We start from the raw sequence: 17,735 nt of genomic DNA, 5'->3' as shown, positions 1-17,735 counted from the left end.
ATATTCTGATATTGCCTTATTCTTCGGCAGTCCGATTGCCCCAGAGAGAGGCGATAAACGAGCAGAATACCGTCGTAAAGACGACGCCGATGGCTCCGGGAATGGCGGCCAGGGGATCGAAGTACGTAATGCCCAGCGTTACGGCCAACGCCGTGTTCTGCACGCCGATGACGAAGGTCATGGCTTTGCCCTTAGCCTGGGGCATGCGCAGGATGCGGGATACGGAAAAGCCGACGATCAGGCCGATGACGGTGTAGAGGATCATGGCGACGGCGGCCATCAGGGCCACGGTCTGCAGCCGTTCGACGTTCAGGGCCACGACGACGAGGATGATGCCCAGCAGGGCCAGCACTGTAAATAAGGGGACGATCTTTTGAATGACCGGCATCTGCTTTTTGCAGACCTTATTGACGATAAGCCCTAAGACGATGGGAATGATGATAATCTGAATAATGCTGATGAATAATCCCACGGCGTCGATGTCTACGTACTGCTTTACGTAAAACAGGAGCAGCACGGGCATGATAAATGGCGCTACGATGGTGCTGATGCTGGAAATGGTGACGGACAAGGCCTTATCGCCCTTTGCCAGGAAGGTCATGACGTTGGATGACGTACCCGTAGGACAGCAGCCGAGGAGGACGAAGCCGACGAGGAGCATCGGCGAGAGGTTGAGGAAGGTGCCGATGCCGAGCCCGACGAGGGGCATAAAGACGTACAAGGTGACGACGCCGATGATGACGTCCTTCGGTCGGGAGAAGATGAGCTTAAAGTCGTTGGGTGACATGGACAGGCCCATGCTGAGCATGATAATGCCTAAAAAATAGGAAATCCAGCTGCCGTAAGGCTTCAGCGGCTCGGGAAAGAAATAGGCAAATACGGCGCAGAGGATGACCCACAACGTGACGTATTTGGTAAAAAAGGAAACAAATTTTAATAAACCAGCCATGACCTAAACACCTCCGCTTGTAAAAGAATCTGCTTTGTGTAATTGGCTTTGATAAAACGAACACGTTCCATTTATAACATGTTTTAAATGCATATTATAAATGCGTTTTAGTTAATTGTAGAATATCCTATCCTTCCGAATGTGTCAAAATTTGTACAAACGGCTGGGAAAAGGGTGAAATTATTCAGCTTAAGGCCATAAAATGACTGGAATGTTAAACAAAAAATAAAAGCATTGCCGTAAATTTAATTACAGACAATGCTTTTGACTTTTGAAATATGATATTTATAAACTGTTTATATGAAATAATTTAAGGAAGTGGGTGTTGAAGAAGCTCAGGTGACGGCGCAGGATGGATTCGGCCAGCTGGCGGTCGTGCAGGGCTAGGACGTCGCAGATGACCAGGTGATCCGTTTCGATGATGTCGTAATACCCTTCGGGCGGATTGTAAATCATATAGCTGCGGTAGCGGAACAGCTTGAACTTGATTTGCTCGTACAGGTCGGATAATAAAGGCGAATCGGCGAGCATGACGAGCTTTAAGTGGAATTGGTATTCCAAATCCATGATCGTCCGCGACAGGACGTCCCGGGGCGTTTCGTCTACGCGGCAGCATATGTCGTTCATTTGGCGGGCCAAGCCGCGCAGTTCTTCCAACTGCCTATCCGTCGCGACGACGGCGGCCCGGCCGGCGGCGTACGATTCCAAAAGGAAACACAGCTCCTTTAAATCGGTGTATTCCTTGATGGAGAAGCCCGTCACGCTGTACTTATGGGATTTTTTGACGTAGCCCTCCTTTTCCAAACGGCTCAGGGCGTATTTCATGGGCGAACGGCTGATGCCCAGCTGTTTGGCCACGGCGTTTTCGTTAATCCAGCTGCCGGGAGGGATGCGGAAGCATACGATTTCCTGAAGCAAAATCGTGTAGGTAATGTCGTTCAGCGACATGAACGGGTTTTGTTGCTGGAGTAATTCTATCGACATCTTGTCCATCCGGGTACCTCCTGTCCAGAGCCATTGTACAGCTTTATTATAGCAGGACTTCCGGCAATGTGTAGGGACGGGGACTTTCAAAATCTGCAAGGAGCGCCGCGCCGGCCCGGACGGGGAGACACGGCGCGGCAGACGGCTTATGGCCGGCAGTTTCGGGATAGATGAAGATTTTTAATGTGAATTTGTAATGGTAAATATGTTTTTTTATTATTTATAAAATTCATGATACGATGTACAATATAAATAAATGATATAGCTCCTTCGGGAGAGGGAAGGCAGGTTAAGTATGGACATCAAGAGATATTTAGCCAGGGAAGGCGAAAAAATTGATTTGAGCAAGTTTTCTACAGTCTGCGACGTCGACATAGATAAGGAAAAGGTCAAGACGGAGCTCATGCCCCAGGCCATTGAAGAAATGAAGCAGTGGCAGGAAAAGCTGTTTGCCGAAGGCCAGTACGGCATTTTGATCGTGCTGCAGGCCATGGATGCGGCCGGCAAGGACGGCACGATCAAGCACGTGTTCGCTCGCCTGAACCCGGCGGCGGTCCACGTTCACAGCTTCAAGCAGCCCAGCACGGAAGAAAAGGAACACGACTACATGTGGCGCGTCAACAAGGCCCTGCCCAGCCGCGGCGAAATCGGCATATTCAACCGCTCTCACTACGAGGACGTCGTCATAGCACGCATTCACAACTTGATTGAAAGCGACGGCCTGCCGGAAGAGCTGATCAGCGACGGCATCTGGAAGAAGCGGTACCGCCAGATTTGCGACTGGGAAAAATACCTGACGGAAAATGGGTTCCCGGTCATCAAGATTTTTCTCCACGTGTCGAAGGCCGAGCAGAAAAAGCGCCTCATCGACCGCATCGTGACCAAGCAGAAGAACTGGAAGTTTTCCATGTCCGATATCGAAGAACGGCAGTACTGGAACCGCTATCAGAAGGTGTACAGCGAGGTCATCTCGGCGACGACGAAGAACTACGCGCCGTGGTATGTCGTACCGGCGGACAACAAGTGGTATACGCGGTACGTCGTGGCTCAGATCGTCCTGAAATCGCTGCGGGAAATCAATCCTGATTTCCCCAAGCTGTCGGCGGAGGTAGAAAGCCAGCTGGAGCAGTTCCGCAAGATTTTGAAAAACATCGACATTGAAGACTTGAAATCCATCAAAGAAAGCATGAAATAAAAGTCTTTGACATAGGGATATATGTCATGCTATAGTAAATGAAATTACATATTGCAGGTCAGGTGTCGCAGACTTAATAGAGAAGACCGGTGCAATGCCGGCGCGGTCCCGCCGCTGTAAGGATGAGCTATGCTGCATGATGTCACTGTGCCCCATAGGCATGGGAAGGCGCAGCGGAGCGATGAATCCGAGCCAGAAGAACTGCCTGACTGATAATCACCGACAGACCTGCGAGCGATGGGGATGGAGATTGAATGCGTATATGACGCTATGACTATGCCGCACGGGATTCGTGCGGCATTTTATATATGCCTATGCGTTGGGTGGTGACGGCAGTATGTAATCATCAACGGACATAGGAGTGATAGTATGAAGAAGAAACGATGGAAGAAGGTTGTGACAATGGCAGTACTTGGCATTTCAATCGGCGCGGTCGGCGCCCTTCCGGCCAGCTCGGCCGGCTATACCCTGAATCGGGAGGTAAAGAACGCTACGCCGGCCCTGCGTCAGGCGGCGCAGATCGGCGTCCGGTCGTACGACAATCCGGCCATGCAGGATGCGGAAAATAAAGACGCTATCCTCGTATTGAGTTTCGGCACGACGTACGCGGAAAACAGGGCGGCGACGATCGATAAGACCGTAGCGGAAATTCAGGCCGCCCATCCCGATACGAAGGTCGTCTTGGCCTTTACGTCCCACATCATTATCGACCGCATTCAACAGAACGAAGGCCTGCATATTCCTACGCCGGAGCAGGCTCTGGAACAGCTGAAGAACGAGGGCTATACGCGCGTCGCCGTTACGACGCTCAACGTCATTCCCGGCATAGAGTACGATTACAACGCCGCCTTGTTCGATATGTACAAGGGTCAGTTTAAAAAGATGACCTTGGGCACGCCCGTCCTGTATTGGATGGGCCAGGAAAACCAGCGCGACGACGTGGCCGAATTCGTGCAGGCCATAGCGACGCAGTTCCCGCCGTTAGACGAGACCGACGCCGTCCTGGTCATGGCCCACGGCACGCCCCATCCGGCCAACGCCTATTATTCCGTCCTGCAGAGCTGCTTTGACGCGGCCGGCCTGGGGAACGTCTTCGTCTATTCCGTCGAAGGCTGGCCCCACCTCGATACGGTCATTCCGATGCTGAAGGCTAAGGGAATCGAGCATGTGACTATCATGCCTATGATGGTCGTCGCCGGCGACCACGCCAACAACGACATGGCTGGCAGCGAAGAAGATTCCCACAAGAGCATCTTGGAAAGAGCCGGCTTTGCCGTCACGCCGTATATTCACGGTCTGGGCGAAAACGAAGCCGTCCGGCAGTTGTTCGTGCAGCGGGCTGACGAGGCCTGGGATGCGCTGGAAAGACATACAAAATAAAGATTCATTTATATATGCAAATACGGCATTGGGTCTGCATCCCAATGCCGTATTTGCATATACGTATCGTTATTTCAAGGATAAGGTCCGCTCGATGAGGGGCTTGTACTGGTCGTATTTTTGGTTCAGCTGCTCCAGCGTATACTGATGGTATACGTTCAGGTTTTTTAAGCCCTGGAAATACTTGAGGAAGATAGAGTGGAGCCGGCGGTTGACGATGAGGTAGAAGGGGCTGGCCTGATTGTGGATGTATTTTTTGTTCTTTTTCAGGAAGCCCGTCTTGTAGTTGGAGTAGAAGGACACGTTTTCCCCCTTGTACGTCGAGTCGCCGCCGAAGGAGGGCAGCACGCCGATGACGATGTGCGGGTTGATCTGCATCGTTTCCAGCACGGTCTGAATGTGTTCCTTCCGTTCTTCCGCTGTCAGGGAGTATTCCACGTCGGTCAGGTAGATGTATCCCGTTTCTAAATACCGCATGAGGGACGACGTCGTCGTGATGAACTCGATTTCCGCGGCGTTTACGATTTCTTCCCACGTGACGCAGAGGCGCTGGACTGAGAAGGCCTGCTCCGGTGATACTTCGCGGATAATGCTTTCGAAGACTTCATGAGGCAGGAGGAATTCAAAGCCGTTCGTCAGGAAGAAGAAAAAGCTGTTTGCCGCGTAGAAGGCCGTGCGGTATCCCATTTCGTCCATGCCGAGGGAGCTGCTGACGGAAATGAGGGGTTCCTTTTCCGTGCCTGTAAAGCTGAATTTTTCATAAATGTCCCAAACCGTCGATTCGTCGAAGATGTACGTGCACATGGTGAACCGGGGCGGATTGTTGGACATGGCGTACTGGACGGCGAAGGCGCCGCGCAGGATGATGAGGTTGGCGTTTTGAATGTCGCAGAAGTCGTAGAAGACGAAATCGAAGTCCAGGAAGCGGTTGATCATCTTATACAGATGCTGCACGTATTCGGGATTCTGCTCCAGCTTGTCCATATCCAGGCCTACGCGGATAGTCAGCTTCACCGAGCTCAGCTGAATCGAATCGAAGTATTTCCAAAAACCGGCCTGGTACAAGGTGCAGAATTCGCCGAGGATGAGGAGCTCGCCGTCGTTTTCGAGGTTCTGGACGCCCTTCTGCAGCAGGTCGGCCAGAAAGGCCGACGTGTCGTGATGGCCCGTAATGACCTGAATGGACGGACGGTTTTCCTTTACCTTTGTCGCGTGGTTCTGGTGCAGCGTCGAACGGTAGGCGGCGCAGAGATATTGACTGATTTCAAATCCCAAATCCTTAACTTCACAGGAAATGGGGAAAGTTTTATAAAATTTTTCTTCTTTTTTCTGTTTTACGATTAACTCGGCAAAATAATTGCCCATTTCTTCGTTGATGCGTTCTACATACCGGGACGAAGGCAACTTTGTGCCGTTGCTCCACTTATTGACGTACGATACGTCGTAGCCTACGATGTCGGCGAGGGAAATAAACTTTGCCTGCGTAAACGTAATCAGCCTCTTTAACGTCGATGCGTAGCCGTCTGAAATCATCGTGGAATCCCTCCTCTTTCGTCTATTTGCCCAAAAATGCAAAAAATGACCAATGCCCGTCTGAATAATGTATCATCATTATAGCACAGCATATATGGGGTGGCAAAAGGATTTCACGAAGGAAGAAAAAAAGTCAAAAAGAAGGCAAAGGAATGTTATAGACTGGAAATGCGTGCGAATTTATGCCAAACCGTCCTGTTTCATTTCGTCGGGAAAGTTTGTATACTTAAAGCACAAAGTCAAGCGGAAGCAAAACGCTGCTCGGCCAATTTATTATTTCTCCCAAGGAGGTTTATTCAAAATGGCTTATCAGAACATTGAATTTACAAAAGAAGACGGCATCGGTATCTTGACGATTAATCGTCCGAAGGCTCTCAACGCCTTGAATACAGAAACGGTTATGGAACTGAATGACTGCGTCGGCAAAATCGAAAACGACGCGGAAGTTAAAGTCCTCATCGTTACCGGCGGCGGCGCTAAATCCTTCGTAGCCGGCGCAGATATTGTCGAAATGTCCACGAAGAACGCCGTAGAAGGCCGTCACTTCGGAAAGATCGCTCAGGATACGTTTACTCGTATTGAAAATCTTCCCCAGCCGGTTATCGCCGCTGTAAACGGCTACGCTCTCGGCGGCGGCTGCGAACTCGCCTGCGCTTGCGATTTCCGCTATGCTTCCGACAACGCTAAATTCGGCCAGCCCGAAGTCGGCCTCGGCATTACTCCCGGTTTCGGCGGCACGCAGCGCCTTCCCCGTGTCGTTGGCCGCGGCTACGGCAAAGAACTGATCTTCACGGCTCAGATGATCGACGCTCAGGAAGCATACCGCATCGGCCTCGTAAACAAAGTCGTTCCTCAGGAACAGCTCATGGACGAAGCTAAAAAGACGGCTAAGAAGATCGCTTCCAACGCTAAAATCGCCGTACAGCTTGCTAAAGCAGCTATCAACCGCGGCATCAACTGCGACGTTATTACCGGTATCGCCTATGAAGACGAAGTATTCGGCCTCTGCTTTGCTACGGAAGACCAGAAGGAAGGCATGGCTGCTTTCGTTGAAAAACGCAAAGCAAACTTCACAGACAAATAATAGACTGTCTGCCTGACCTGCATCGGTTAAAAAAGGCGTCATGTATCGTGACGCCTTTCTTAATAACCTATAGTATGTATTAGGAAATATTTTTAGGAGGAATATTACTCATGGATTTTAAACTCACAGAAATGCAGCAAGACATTGCCAATCTCGCCAAAGATTTTGCTACAAAACGCTTGGCTCCGACCGTAAAAGAACGCGACGAAAAGGAAATCTTCGACCGCGCTATCCTCGATGAAATGGGCACCCTCGGCCTCCTCGGCATTCCCTGGGAAGAAGAAAATGGCGGCGTTGGCGCCGACTTCCTCAGCCTGGCCGTTGCCTGCGAAGAAGTTGCCAAAGTTGACCCCTCCATCGCCCTGAGCTTCGAAGTTCACACCATGCTCTGCTCCTGGCCTATCTGGAAGTTCGGCACGGCAGAACAGAAGGAAAAATATTTGAAACCCCTGGCAGAAGGCACGAAGCTCGGCGCTTTCGGCTTGACGGAACCCAACGCCGGCACGGACGCCCTCAACGGTTCCTCCACGGCTGTTAAGGAAGGCGACTACTACATCCTCAACGGATCCAAGGTCTTCAACACCAACGGCGGCGAAGCCGACGTAACCATCGTATTTGCAGCTACGGATAAATCCAAGGGCGCGAAGGGCATGAGCGCGTTCATCGTTGAAAAAGGCATGGAAGGCTTCACCTACGGCAAACAGGAAGTCAAAATGGGTATCCGCGCTTCCGTACAGCGCGAACTCGTATTCCAGAACGTTAAAGTTCCGGCAGCCAACCTCCTCGGCAAAGAAGGCGAAGGCTTCAAGATTGCGATGATGACCCTCGACGGCGGCCGCGTAGGCGTCGGCGCACAGGCTCTCGGCATCGCCGAAGGCGCATACAACGAAGCTGTTAAATACGCGAAAGAACGCGTTCAGTTCGGCAAACCCATCGCTACGAAGCAGGCTATCGCCTTCATGCTCGCTGACATGAAGCTCAAGATCGAAACGGCTCGCCTCGCCGTATACAAAGCAGCCTGGAAGATGGGCCAGCCCGACGTGAAGTCCTACTCCATGGACGCGGCTATTGCTAAGAAATACGCTTCCGACATCGCGATGCAGGTTACGACGGACGCTGTACAGGTCTTCGGCGGCTACGGTTTCACCCGCGAATACCCGGTAGAACGGTACATGCGCGACGCTAAGATCACTCAGATCTACGAAGGCACGAACCAGGTACAGCAGATGATTATTTCCGGCGCTATCCTGAAATAATTCGGCAGGACCTCTTTAGAAATACGCATTCACATAGTAGAGTACGAAAACGCTTATAGAAAAATCGCTTGTAAAAAAGGAGCCGCAGTTTCGCTTGCTGCGGCTCCTTTTATCATATACGGGGAATTGTGGCGGATAGGCTATTGCAGAAAGACTCTCCAAAGGCCGATGATCAAGAATATCATGACGATGATAAAGCTGACGACCCGGGTCTTGGAGAAAATTTTCGGATTGTTCTGCATGTTTTTCGGCGGCGCCGGCGGCGGGACGATTTGCTTCGTGCCGCAGATGGGGCACATGAGGACGCCGTCGCGCAGCTCTGTGCCGCAGGTAGGACAAATCACGGTATCATCTCCTATTTCTATATATCACTATTACTATAGGGGGATAGGCGGGGGCTGTCAAGAGGCGGGCCGGCGGAATGTATTCTCCCCTAAATTGATATACATTTCCCTCGTTTTTTGCTATAATAAATAAAACACGTGCTCCAGAAGGACTTCTGATGGAAAACGTCATAGGCATGCAGCCGTACTTATCTGCAAAGAAGAAATTCTGCGCAGGCGAGGCGAAAGCACGTATAGTGGAAAGCTACGAGGCTCTGTGTTTTCGCACAGAGCCTTTTTGTTTATACAAAAGGAGGAAGACTATGGAAACGAGATTAGCCCTTATCGGAATCATCGTAGGCAAGCGGGACGAGACGACGAAGCTCAACGAGCTCCTTCACGAATACGGACAGTATATCGTCGGTCGCATGGGTATTCCGTATAAGGATAAGGATATCAACGTCATCAGCATTATTATCGACGCGCCGCAGGATACGATCAGCGCCCTGTCGGGAAAGCTGGGCATGCTTCCCAATGTGAGCACGAAGACGATCTATCCGCCGCTGCCGCAGTAGAGGTGAGACCATGCTGAAACTTGCGATTTACGGCAAAGGCGGCATCGGCAAGTCGACTATGACCAGCAACCTGGCGGCGGCCTTCGCCTATTTGGGAAAGAAAGTCATACAAATCGGCTGCGACCCCAAGGCCGATTCGACGCTGAACCTGCTGGGCGGCAAGCTGCTTGAGCCGGTCATGAATTACCTGCGCGAGCACGACGATGACCCGCAGACTATTGAAGAGATTTCCCGCGTCGGCTACGGCGGCGTCCTGTGCATCGAAACGGGAGGCCCGACGCCGGGCCTGGGCTGCGCCGGCCGGGGCATCATCGCTACCTTTGACTTATTGGAAGACATGGGATTGTTTGAACAGTACGAGCCCGACGTCGTGCTGTACGACGTGCTGGGCGACGTCGTCTGCGGCGGCTTTGCCGCGCCGATCCGCGAGGGCTACGCCGATCAGGTCCTCATTGTCACGTCAGGCGAAAAGATGGCCCTCTATGCGGCGAACAACATCAACACGGCTGTAAAGAATTTCGCCGACCGCAGCTATGCGGAGGTCAAGGGCGTTATCCTGAACCGCCGCAACGTGCCGGGAGAAGAAGAAAAGGTCCGTGCTTTCGCGGAGGAACGGGGGCTGGCTATCGTCGGCGATATTCCCCGCAGCGACGACATCAACCGCTTTGAGGAAGAAGGCAAGACCGTCGTCGAGGGCAATCCGGAACTGCCCATCAGCCAGGTGTTCATCCAGCTGGCACAGACATTATGGAAAGACAAGGATACTGCGATATGACACAACGAAAACCCTATGCGATTACTGTCAGGGAGCTTGCCCGGCGGGGCCGCGGCGATATTCCGTCGGACCTCGTGTCGTCGGCTCACCTCATTTACAACTCGCCGGCGGCCCTGGCCTTTAACTCTCCCGGAGCCCAGGGCTTCGGCGTCAAGCGGGCCGGCCTGGCCATTCCCGGTTCGGTCATGCTTCTCGTCGGCCCGGGATGCTGCGGCCGCAACACGACGATATTGAGCGAAATGGGCGGCTACAGCGACAGATTTTTCTACTACATCATGGATGAAACGGATATCGTGACGGGACGCCATCTGCGGAAAATTCCCCAGGCTGTGGCGGAAGTCGTTGAAGCCCTGCCGCAGGAGCCGAGCGTCGTCATGATCTGCATGACCTGCGTCGACGCCCTGCTGGGCACCGACATGGAACGGGTGTGCCGCAAGGCCGAGGCCAAGGTGGGCTTACCCGTCGTGCCCTGCTATATGTACGCCCTGACCCGCGAAGGCCGCAAGCCTCCTATGGTTGATGTGCGCCGGGCCATTTACTCCCTTCTCGAGAGGGACGACCGCGACAGCCGCACCGTCAACATATTAGGGCATTTTGCGCCGCTCCGCGATACGTGCGAGCTCTACGGCGTCCTGCGCCAGCTGGGCATCCGCCGGGTAAACGAGATTTCCCGCTGCCGTGATTTTGCCGAATATAAGGCCATGTCCAAGGCCAATTTCAACGTCATCCTCCATCCCGAGGCGCGGCTGGCGGCTCAGGATATGGAAAGGCGGCTGGGCATTCCCAGCATCGAGCTGACGCGGCTGTACCAGATCGACAAGATTCGCAGCCAGTATCAGGCCTTTGCCGGCGCCTTAGGCGGGGCTGCAGACGATACGGTATGGCATGACGAAGCGGCGGCCGATGTGGAAAAAGCGGCGAAACAGTACGGCGGCACGACTATCGCTATCGGGGAAATGCAGAACGGCAACGCCTTTGAAATGGCCCTGGCCCTGACGCAGTACGGCTTTGCCGTCAGGGAGATTTACGCCAGCGTATCGCCTTATGATTTCGCCTATATCCGCCGCCTGGAAGCAGTGAGCCCCGACACGGAGGTGTACTCTAATTTGTCGCCGTCGATGCTGTATTACGAAGGCGGGGATCATCCCGTCGAGCTGACGATCGGCAAGGACGCCGCCTATTATCACGACGATGCGGCCCATGTTTTTTGGGACGAAGAGATACAGCCCTTCGGGTACGACGGGCTGCGGGAGCTGCTGCGCCAGATTTCGGCGGCATTGGAAGGGAGGTCGGCCCGATGAAAGGTCTTTGGAAATATATATCGCCCTTCGCGCCAGACCAGTCCGGAGCGGCGGCGGTGATGTACGGATTGAACGGCATCGTCGTCATCTGCGACGCCGGCGGCTGCGCCGGCAATATCTGCGGCTTTGACGAGCCGCGCTGGTTCAGCGGCGGCAAGAGCGCCGTATTCAGCGCCGGCCTGCGCGATATGGACGCCATTCTGGGCCGCGATGACCGACTGGTGGCGAAATTGGCCGACGCGGCTCGGCAAATCGACGCTTCCTTCGCCGCCATCGTCGGCACGCCCGTACCGTCGGTCATCGGCACGGATTACCGGGCTTTGAAGCGCATGGCTGAGAAAGAGCTGTCCATCCCCGTCGTCACGCTGGATACGACGGGCATGGAGCTGTACGACGCAGGCATTGAAAAAGCGTACGACACGCTGTTCAGGGCCTTTGCTGATCCGTCCATTCAGGCCGAAGACGGCGTCGTCGGCGTCATCGGCGCCGTCCCCTTGGACCTCATGCATCCCTGCGACAGGGATGGCATCGTCAGCGCCCTTCGGGAAGAGAGCTGGCGGCAGGTGTGGCTGTACGATACCTTCGACGAGATTGCCCAGGCCGGCAAGGTCAGCCGCAACATCGTCGTGTCGCCGTCGGGACTTCGGAGCGCGAAGTACTTGAAAGAAACCTTCGGCACGCCCTACGAATTCCGCTATTTCGGCTTGGAATTGGTGCTTCCGGAGGGGCTCGACCTTTCCGGGACGTCGGTTCTCATCGTCCATCAGCAGACGGCGGCCAACGCCATGCGGGAGCTGGCGGAACGGCGGGGTGCGAAGGCTGTCACCGTCGCGTCGTGGTTTATGGAGCCCCAGGAATGGCGCCGCGAAGGAGACGTGCTGCTGAAAGAAGAAGACGATTTCCGCAGCCTGGCTGATAACGACGCCTTTGATATCATCATGGGCGACCTGTATTTTAAGAAAGCCCTGCCCCATTTCCGGGGCGTCTATATAGATTTTCCCCATTTTGCCGTATCGGGGAGGGAATAAGTTATGAAGACGGAACGGATCTGCGTATTCGGCATCGTCCAAGGTGTAGGCTTCCGGCCCTTCGTAAGCCGTCTGGCGGCGAAGCACGGCCTGGGCGGCACGGTCTGCAATAAGGGCTCGTACGTGGAAATCATCGCCCAAGGAGCGGACGACGCCGTAGAGGCCTTCTGCCGCGACCTGCCGGAGCTGGCTCCGGAGCGGTCGGCTATCTTGAACATCGACCGGTCGGCGGCAGAGCCGAAGCCCTATTCGTCCTTTGACATCGTAGAAAGCGCCAGGGAAGAAGGCCATATCTTCGTCTCTCCCGATATCGCCGTCTGCGACGCCTGCAAGGCCGAGCTCTTCGACCCGTCGGATCGGCGCTATCTCCATCCCTTCATCAACTGCACGGCCTGCGGGCCGCGCCTGACGATTCTCGACGCCATGCCCTATGACCGGGAACGGACCAGCATGGGCGCCTTTCCCATGTGTCCGGCCTGCGAATACGAATATACCCACGCTGAGACGCGGCGCTACGACGCCCAGCCGGTGTGCTGCAACGACTGTGGCCCCGAAGTGTATCTGCTGGGCCGGACGGAGCGGCGCAGGGAGGCCATTACGGAGGCCCGGCGCATCATCGCCGGCGGCGGCATCGTCGCCGTCAAGGGCATCGGCGGCTTTCATCTGTGCTGCGACGCCGGGAACGAAGACGTTGTGAGCCGCCTGCGCCAGTCGAAGCGCCGCCCCGTCAAGCCCCTGGCCGTCATGATGCGCGATATGGACGTCGTCCGGCGCGAATGCGTCGTCGAAGCCGGCGAAGAAGAGATACTGGACGGCTGCCAGAAGCCGATTCTGCTGCTGCGCAAAAAGGAGGGCGGACGGCTGTGCCCGTCTATTGCGCCGGGCAATCCCAAGGTCGGCGTCATGCTTCCCTATGCGCCCCTGCAGCTCCTGCTGTTTACGTACGACGACGGCGTCGCCATGCCCGATTGCCTGGTCATGACCAGCGCCAACGAGTCGGGAGCGCCGATTTGCCGGACCGACGACGACGCGAAAAAGGAATTGTCGTCTCTGTGCGACGCCGTGTTGTCACATAACCGCCGCATACGCCTGCGGGCCGACGATTCGGTCATGGACTTTTTCGATGGCGAACCCTATATGATACGCCGTTCCCGGGGCTACGCGCCCTTGCCCTTTTTCGTCGGGCCCGACGAGGGAAAGCAGGTGCTGGCTGTCGGCGGCGAACTGAAAAATACATTCTGCCTTGCCAAGGGCAATTTATATTACCTGTCGCCGTACATCGGCGATCTGAGCGACGCGCGGACCGTCGACGCCCTGCGCGAATCGGTGGAGCGCATGGAATCGCTCCTAGAAGCGACGCCGTCGGCCGTCGTCTGCGATACGCATCGGCAGTACAATTCCGTCGCCGTTGCTGAGGAATTGGGATTGCCGGTCCTGAAGGTACAGCATCATTACGCCCACGTCTTGTCGTGCATGGCCGAGAACAATTACCTCGAGCCGGTCATCGGCGTTTCCTTTGACGGCACGGGCTACGGCGGCGACGGCACGATTTGGGGCGGCGAAGTGCTTTTGGCCGACGTGCACGGTTACAGCCGCTTTGCTTCCGTCGCGCCCTTCCATCATGTCGGCGGCGACGCAGCGTCCCGCGAGGGCTGGCGCATTGCCGTAAGCCTGCTGTACGACAATACGGGACGGAATAAGGAACAAACGGCGGCTCTGGCTGAAAAGCTCCGTCTCTGCAGCCGGGAAGAATTGCAGGCCCAGTTTTTCCTAGCTGACAACGGTGTCAACACGGTCATGTCGACCAGCGCCGGACGCCTCTTTGACGGCCTCAGCGCCGCCCTGGGCCTGTGCCGACAGTCGACCTTTGAAGGACAGGGGGCCATGGCCCTCCAGTTTGCCGCTGAAGCGTGGGAGCAAACCCACGGAGAAGAGGCTGTCGTCCCCGGCCCGTTGGAACGGCTTTCCGATCGATACGTCCTAGCGACGCAGCGCGTCTTCGACGGATGCGTCCAGTCGTATGTAAAGCACGGCGACGCCGGCAGGGAGGCCTATGCCTTCCATAAGGCCTTAGCCGGCATGGTGCTGGCGGCGGCCCGGCAGGCTCGCGAAGAGACGGGACGGAATGCCGTGGCCCTGAGCGGCGGCGTCTTTCAGAATACGTTGCTCCTGCGCCTGTGCTGCCGGGCCTTGGAACGAGATGGATTTACGGTACTGCGTCATCGCCTCGTGCCGCCGAACGACGGCGGACTGGCCTTAGGGCAGGCTTTGTACGGCATGTACCATCTGCAATAGATTGAAGGAGGAATTACGATGTGTGTAGGATTACCAGCGCGAGTAGTTACGATAAAGGACGGCATGGCCTTAGTCGACGCGTCCGGCGCGCGGCGCGCCGTATCGGCCGAGCTCATTGACGAGCTGGACCCGGGCGATTACGTCATGGTCCACGCCGGTATGGCCATCGCCAAGATTACCGATACGGACGATCATGAAATGGACGATATTCTGGAGGACTTATGATGGCAGAAGGAAAGAAGAAATCGGCCCTGGACATCATTACAAGCTACGACGGGCCGCCGGTGCGCATTATGGAGGTCTGCGGGACTCATACGCACGAAATATTCCGCTTAGGCCTGCGGCAAATTCTGCCCAAGGAGGTCACGCTCATTTCCGGGCCGGGCTGCCCAGTCTGCGTGACGCCGGTCAGCTTCATTGACGAAGCTATCTGGCTGGCGCTGGAACGAGGCGTTACGATTTGCACCTTCGGCGACCTGGTCCGCGTGCCCGGCTCGGAAGGCAGCCTGGCCACAGCCCGCAGCCAGGGGGCGAAGGTAGAAATCGTCTATTCGCCTGTCGACGCCTGCGGCTATGCGGCGGCTCATCGGGATGAACAGGTCGTATTCCTGTCCGTCGGCTTTGAAACGACAACGCCGGCAGCTTGTCTGGCCGTCAAAGCGGCAGCGGAACAAGGATTGACTAATTTTTCGATATTAACGGCAAACAAGACGATGCCCCAGGCCTACGAAGCCCTCAAGGACAGCGCCGACGTGTTCCTCTATCCGGGCCATGTCGAAGCCGTCATGGGGACAAAGCACTGCGAAGGACTGGCAGAGCGGGGGATTTCCGGCGTCGTCGCCGGATTTACGGCGAAAGAGCTCTTGACGGCCTTTGCCGTCATCTTGGCGAAATTTCCTCAGGGAAAGCCCTTTTTCAAAAACTGCTATCCCCGCGTCGTCACGGCAGAAGGCAGCTTGTCGGGCCAGCGGCTCATGGCGGAGGTCATGGAGCCCTGTGATTCGGAATGGCGGGGCCTCGGCGTGATTCCGATGTCGGGCCAGCGGCTGCAGAAGCGGTATGCAGCCTATGACGCGCGGCAGAAATACGGCGTGCCGCCTATGCATGGGCGGTCTAATCCGGCCTGCCGCTGCGGCGACGTCCTGCAGGGACTCTGCACGCCGCCACAGTGCCCCGTATTCGGCAAGGGCTGCACGCCGGACCATCCCGTAGGGGCCTGCATGGTATCGCACGAAGGAGCCTGCTCGGCCTATTATCAATATGGAGGCGGAAATCATGAATGACGTAGTGACGCTGGCCCATGGAAGCGGCGGCAAACAGACGGCGGAATTAATCGATACGGTATTTAAAGCTCATTTTTCTAATCCTGAATTTACGGCCGACGACGCGGCCCTCTTGTCCGTCGGCGGCGCAAATCTGGCCTTTACGACGGACGGGTTCATCGTGTCGCCTCCTGAGTTTCCCGGCGGCAACATCGGCAAGCTCAGCATCTGCGGCACCGTCAACGACCTGGCCTGCATGGGCGCAAAGCCCCTGTACATGACCTGCGCTTTCGTCCTGGAAGAAGGCTTTCCCCTAGCGAAGGTGGAAGCATACGCCGCGGCCATGGCCGAGACGGCGGCTGAGGCGGGCGTGCGCATCGTCGCCGGCGATACGAAGGTAGCCGGCAAGGGACAGGTCGACGGCCTGTTCATTACGACGACGGGCATCGGCCTGGCGACGGAAGGCGTCCATTTGTCGGGCGCCCAGGCCCGGCCCGGCGACGCTGTCATCGTCAGCGGCGATATTGGCCGTCACGGCTGTACGATCTTACTGGCCCGCAGCCAGTTCGGCATCGACGCCGACGTAACCAGCGACTGCGCTCCTTTGTGGGGAACCGTGCAGTCCATGCTGGAAACGACGAAGGACATTCACGTTATCCGCGATGCGACCCGCGGCGGCGTCGGTACGGTCCTCCACGAAATTGCCGCCCAGAGCGGCGTCGGCATCCGGCTGGACGGCGCGGCGATCCCCGTCGCCCCGTCGGTCCGCGGCGTCTGCGGCATGCTGGGCCTGGAGCCCCTGTATCTGGCCTGCGAAGGCCGTCTGGTCATCTTCGCGCCGAAGGATAAGGCTACGGCCATCGTGGAAACGCTGCGGCAGGGGAAATACTCCGGCGAAGCGGCGATTATCGGCGAAGTGACGGCAGAGCGGCCGGGCCGGGTCGTCGTCCGCACGGAAATCGGCGCGGAAACGCTGCTGCCGCCGCCGGGCGGCGAATTGCTGCCCCGTATTTGCTGAGAAGACGGAGGATGTAACCTATGATAAAAATTGCTGTATATGGAAAGGGAGGCATCGGCAAGTCGACGACGGTCTCCAACATGGCAGCGGCCCTGGCGGAACGGGGCCTGAAGGTCATGCAGATCGGCTGCGACCCCAAGGCTGACTCGACGGCGGGCCTTCACGGCGGCGCGGCGATTCCTACGGTTCTCGACCTCATGCGGGAAAAGGGCCGGGACGTGTCCCTGGAAGAGATGACCGTCGCTGGCTACGGCGGTGTCGTCTGCGTAGAAGCCGGCGGTCCCGCACCGGGCCGGGGCTGCGCCGGCCGGGGCATCATCGCCGCTTTGGATCTGCTCAAGGCCAAGGGTGCCTACGAGGCATATCAGCCCGACGTCATTTTCTACGACGTCCTGGGCGACGTCGTCTGCGGCGGTTTTGCCATGCCCATGCACAAGGGCTATGCCGACGCCGTATTCATCGTCACGTCGGGAGAAAACATGGCCATCCATGCGGCGGCCAACATCGCCATGGCCGTCGAATCCTTTAAGGGTCGGGGCTACGCCCGCTTAGGCGGCCTCATCCTGAACCGCCGCAACGTAAAAAACGAAGAGGAAAAGGTACGGGAACTGGCCGGCGACATCCACTCGGCCGTCGTTGGGACCCTCGACCGGAGCGACATCGTGTCTCAGGCGGAAGAACTGGGAAAGACCGTCGTCGAAGCCTTTCCAGACAGCCCCATGGCCGGCCAGTACCGGGCCTTGGCCGACGCCGTCCTGGCGGCGGCAAAGGGGTGAT

General features: G+C 56.2%; 17 protein-coding genes and 1 riboswitch. Of the genes, 13 read left to right on the top strand and 4 right to left on the bottom strand.

The genetic code is table 11. The features are described 5' to 3' along the window. Window positions 1-16: 16 nt before the first annotated feature. The gene (locus CJ260_RS06240; RefSeq protein WP_095629589.1) at window positions 17-949 is read right to left on the bottom strand and encodes a bile acid:sodium symporter family protein; all 933 of its coding nucleotides are present in this window, start codon (window positions 947-949) and stop codon (window positions 17-19) included. A gap of 285 nt (window positions 950-1,234) precedes the next feature. After that, window positions 1,235-1,942 (bottom strand): GntR family transcriptional regulator, encoded by a 708-nt coding sequence (locus CJ260_RS06235; RefSeq protein ID WP_095629588.1) that lies wholly within the window; start codon window positions 1,940-1,942, stop codon window positions 1,235-1,237. 286 nt (window positions 1,943-2,228) lie between these two features. On the opposite strand from CJ260_RS06235, the gene CJ260_RS06230 reads away from it, so the two are divergent. Together CJ260_RS06230 and CJ260_RS06225 are read left to right on the top strand one after the other, a co-directional pair. Further along, window positions 2,229-3,128 carry a PPK2 family polyphosphate kinase gene (locus tag CJ260_RS06230; RefSeq protein ID WP_087478727.1) on the top strand — a complete coding sequence of 300 codons (900 nt, stop codon included), beginning with the start codon at window positions 2,229-2,231 and terminating at the stop codon, window positions 3,126-3,128. A 43-nt stretch (window positions 3,129-3,171) separates the two neighbouring features. Further along, a riboswitch (cobalamin riboswitch) is annotated at window positions 3,172-3,352 on the top strand. 145 nt (window positions 3,353-3,497) lie between these two features. After that, window positions 3,498-4,508: a sirohydrochlorin cobaltochelatase gene (locus CJ260_RS06225; RefSeq protein ID WP_095629587.1), complete on the top strand. Its 1,011-nt coding sequence runs from the start codon at window positions 3,498-3,500 to the stop codon at window positions 4,506-4,508. Between the two features lie 69 nt (window positions 4,509-4,577). Here the strand turns inward: CJ260_RS06225 and CJ260_RS06220 are convergent, their stop codons facing one another. Continuing rightward, complete coding sequence (locus CJ260_RS06220) at window positions 4,578-6,041, bottom strand: hypothetical protein (protein ID WP_095629586.1); 1,464 nt, start codon at window positions 6,039-6,041, stop codon at window positions 4,578-4,580. Window positions 6,042-6,342: 301 nt separating this feature from the next. On the opposite strand from CJ260_RS06220, the gene CJ260_RS06215 reads away from it, so the two are divergent. After that, complete coding sequence (locus CJ260_RS06215; RefSeq protein WP_087478730.1) at window positions 6,343-7,125, top strand: short-chain-enoyl-CoA hydratase; 783 nt, start codon at window positions 6,343-6,345, stop codon at window positions 7,123-7,125. Between the two features lie 110 nt (window positions 7,126-7,235). Beyond that, window positions 7,236-8,381, top strand: a complete 1,146-nt coding sequence (locus tag CJ260_RS06210) for an acyl-CoA dehydrogenase (RefSeq protein ID WP_095629585.1) — start codon at window positions 7,236-7,238, stop codon at window positions 8,379-8,381. A 140-nt stretch (window positions 8,382-8,521) separates the two neighbouring features. Here the strand turns inward: CJ260_RS06210 and CJ260_RS06205 are convergent, their stop codons facing one another. Beyond that, window positions 8,522-8,725, bottom strand: a complete 204-nt coding sequence (locus tag CJ260_RS06205) for a zinc-ribbon domain-containing protein (protein WP_087478793.1) — start codon at window positions 8,723-8,725, stop codon at window positions 8,522-8,524. A gap of 302 nt (window positions 8,726-9,027) precedes the next feature. Between CJ260_RS06205 and CJ260_RS06200 the strand changes: the two genes are divergently transcribed. From CJ260_RS06200 to CJ260_RS06160, 9 genes are read left to right on the top strand one after another with little or no spacing between them, the layout of a single operon-like run. After that, the gene (locus CJ260_RS06200) at window positions 9,028-9,279 is read left to right on the top strand and encodes a TM1266 family iron-only hydrogenase system putative regulator (protein WP_095629584.1); all 252 of its coding nucleotides are present in this window, start codon (window positions 9,028-9,030) and stop codon (window positions 9,277-9,279) included. A 10-nt stretch (window positions 9,280-9,289) separates the two neighbouring features. Further along, on the top strand, window positions 9,290-10,054 hold the full coding sequence (locus CJ260_RS06195) for an AAA family ATPase (RefSeq protein ID WP_095629583.1): 765 nt from the start codon (window positions 9,290-9,292) through the stop codon (window positions 10,052-10,054). Beyond that, window positions 10,051-11,355 (top strand): nitrogenase component 1, encoded by a 1,305-nt coding sequence (locus CJ260_RS06190; protein ID WP_095629582.1) that lies wholly within the window; start codon window positions 10,051-10,053, stop codon window positions 11,353-11,355. The genes CJ260_RS06195 and CJ260_RS06190 overlap by 4 nt, the downstream gene beginning before the upstream one ends. Continuing rightward, a complete protein-coding gene (locus CJ260_RS06185) occupies window positions 11,352-12,383 on the top strand; it encodes a nitrogenase component 1 (RefSeq protein ID WP_095629581.1) in 1,032 nt (343 codons plus the stop codon). Before CJ260_RS06190 ends, CJ260_RS06185 begins: the two co-directional genes overlap by 4 nt. 3 nt (window positions 12,384-12,386) lie before the next feature. Then, the gene (hypF, locus tag CJ260_RS06180) at window positions 12,387-14,678 is read left to right on the top strand and encodes a carbamoyltransferase HypF (protein ID WP_095629580.1); all 2,292 of its coding nucleotides are present in this window, start codon (window positions 12,387-12,389) and stop codon (window positions 14,676-14,678) included. A gap of 18 nt (window positions 14,679-14,696) precedes the next feature. After that, the gene (locus CJ260_RS06175) at window positions 14,697-14,903 is read left to right on the top strand and encodes a HypC/HybG/HupF family hydrogenase formation chaperone (RefSeq protein WP_087478799.1); all 207 of its coding nucleotides are present in this window, start codon (window positions 14,697-14,699) and stop codon (window positions 14,901-14,903) included. Then, window positions 14,903-15,961 (top strand): hydrogenase formation protein HypD, encoded by a 1,059-nt coding sequence (gene hypD, locus CJ260_RS06170; RefSeq protein ID WP_095629579.1) that lies wholly within the window; start codon window positions 14,903-14,905, stop codon window positions 15,959-15,961. Before CJ260_RS06175 ends, hypD begins: the two co-directional genes overlap by 1 nt. Beyond that, a complete protein-coding gene (gene hypE, locus CJ260_RS06165) occupies window positions 15,954-16,958 on the top strand; it encodes a hydrogenase expression/formation protein HypE (protein ID WP_087478801.1) in 1,005 nt (334 codons plus the stop codon). The genes hypD and hypE overlap by 8 nt, the downstream gene beginning before the upstream one ends. Before the next feature lie 20 nt (window positions 16,959-16,978). Then, window positions 16,979-17,734 (top strand): AAA family ATPase, encoded by a 756-nt coding sequence (locus CJ260_RS06160; protein ID WP_095629578.1) that lies wholly within the window; start codon window positions 16,979-16,981, stop codon window positions 17,732-17,734. Window position 17,735: the final 1 nt, after the last annotated feature.

Origin of the sequence: Megasphaera sp. ASD88, assembly GCF_002287425.1 — a bacterium.
Taxonomy (GTDB): Bacteria; Bacillota; Negativicutes; order Veillonellales; family Megasphaeraceae; genus Megasphaera; species Megasphaera stantonii.
The sequence above is the reverse complement of the archived record's forward strand: the minus strand, read 5'-3'. Positions and strand labels throughout refer to the sequence as shown.

What these genes read in the sequence shown, in the direction of transcription:
- CJ260_RS06240 (WP_095629589.1), bottom strand. Translation starts at nt 949, where the DNA reads ATGGCTGGTTTATTAAAATTTGTTTCCTTTTTTACCAAATACGTCACG.
- CJ260_RS06235 (WP_095629588.1), bottom strand. Translation starts at nt 1,942, where the DNA reads ATGGACAAGATGTCGATAGAATTACTCCAGCAACAAAACCCGTTCATG.
- CJ260_RS06230 (WP_087478727.1), top strand. Translation starts at nt 2,229, where the DNA reads ATGGACATCAAGAGATATTTAGCCAGGGAAGGCGAAAAAATTGATTTG.
- CJ260_RS06225 (WP_095629587.1), top strand. Translation starts at nt 3,498, where the DNA reads ATGAAGAAGAAACGATGGAAGAAGGTTGTGACAATGGCAGTACTTGGC.
- CJ260_RS06220 (WP_095629586.1), bottom strand. Translation starts at nt 6,041, where the DNA reads ATGATTTCAGACGGCTACGCATCGACGTTAAAGAGGCTGATTACGTTT.
- CJ260_RS06215 (WP_087478730.1), top strand. Translation starts at nt 6,343, where the DNA reads ATGGCTTATCAGAACATTGAATTTACAAAAGAAGACGGCATCGGTATC.
- CJ260_RS06210 (WP_095629585.1), top strand. Translation starts at nt 7,236, where the DNA reads ATGGATTTTAAACTCACAGAAATGCAGCAAGACATTGCCAATCTCGCC.
- CJ260_RS06200 (WP_095629584.1), top strand. Translation starts at nt 9,028, where the DNA reads ATGGAAACGAGATTAGCCCTTATCGGAATCATCGTAGGCAAGCGGGAC.
- CJ260_RS06195 (WP_095629583.1), top strand. Translation starts at nt 9,290, where the DNA reads ATGCTGAAACTTGCGATTTACGGCAAAGGCGGCATCGGCAAGTCGACT.
- CJ260_RS06190 (WP_095629582.1), top strand. Translation starts at nt 10,051, where the DNA reads ATGACACAACGAAAACCCTATGCGATTACTGTCAGGGAGCTTGCCCGG.
- CJ260_RS06185 (WP_095629581.1), top strand. Translation starts at nt 11,352, where the DNA reads ATGAAAGGTCTTTGGAAATATATATCGCCCTTCGCGCCAGACCAGTCC.
- hypF (WP_095629580.1), top strand. Translation starts at nt 12,387, where the DNA reads ATGAAGACGGAACGGATCTGCGTATTCGGCATCGTCCAAGGTGTAGGC.
- CJ260_RS06175 (WP_087478799.1), top strand. Translation starts at nt 14,697, where the DNA reads ATGTGTGTAGGATTACCAGCGCGAGTAGTTACGATAAAGGACGGCATG.
- hypD (WP_095629579.1), top strand. Translation starts at nt 14,903, where the DNA reads ATGGCAGAAGGAAAGAAGAAATCGGCCCTGGACATCATTACAAGCTAC.
- hypE (WP_087478801.1), top strand. Translation starts at nt 15,954, where the DNA reads ATGAATGACGTAGTGACGCTGGCCCATGGAAGCGGCGGCAAACAGACG.
- CJ260_RS06160 (WP_095629578.1), top strand. Translation starts at nt 16,979, where the DNA reads ATGATAAAAATTGCTGTATATGGAAAGGGAGGCATCGGCAAGTCGACG.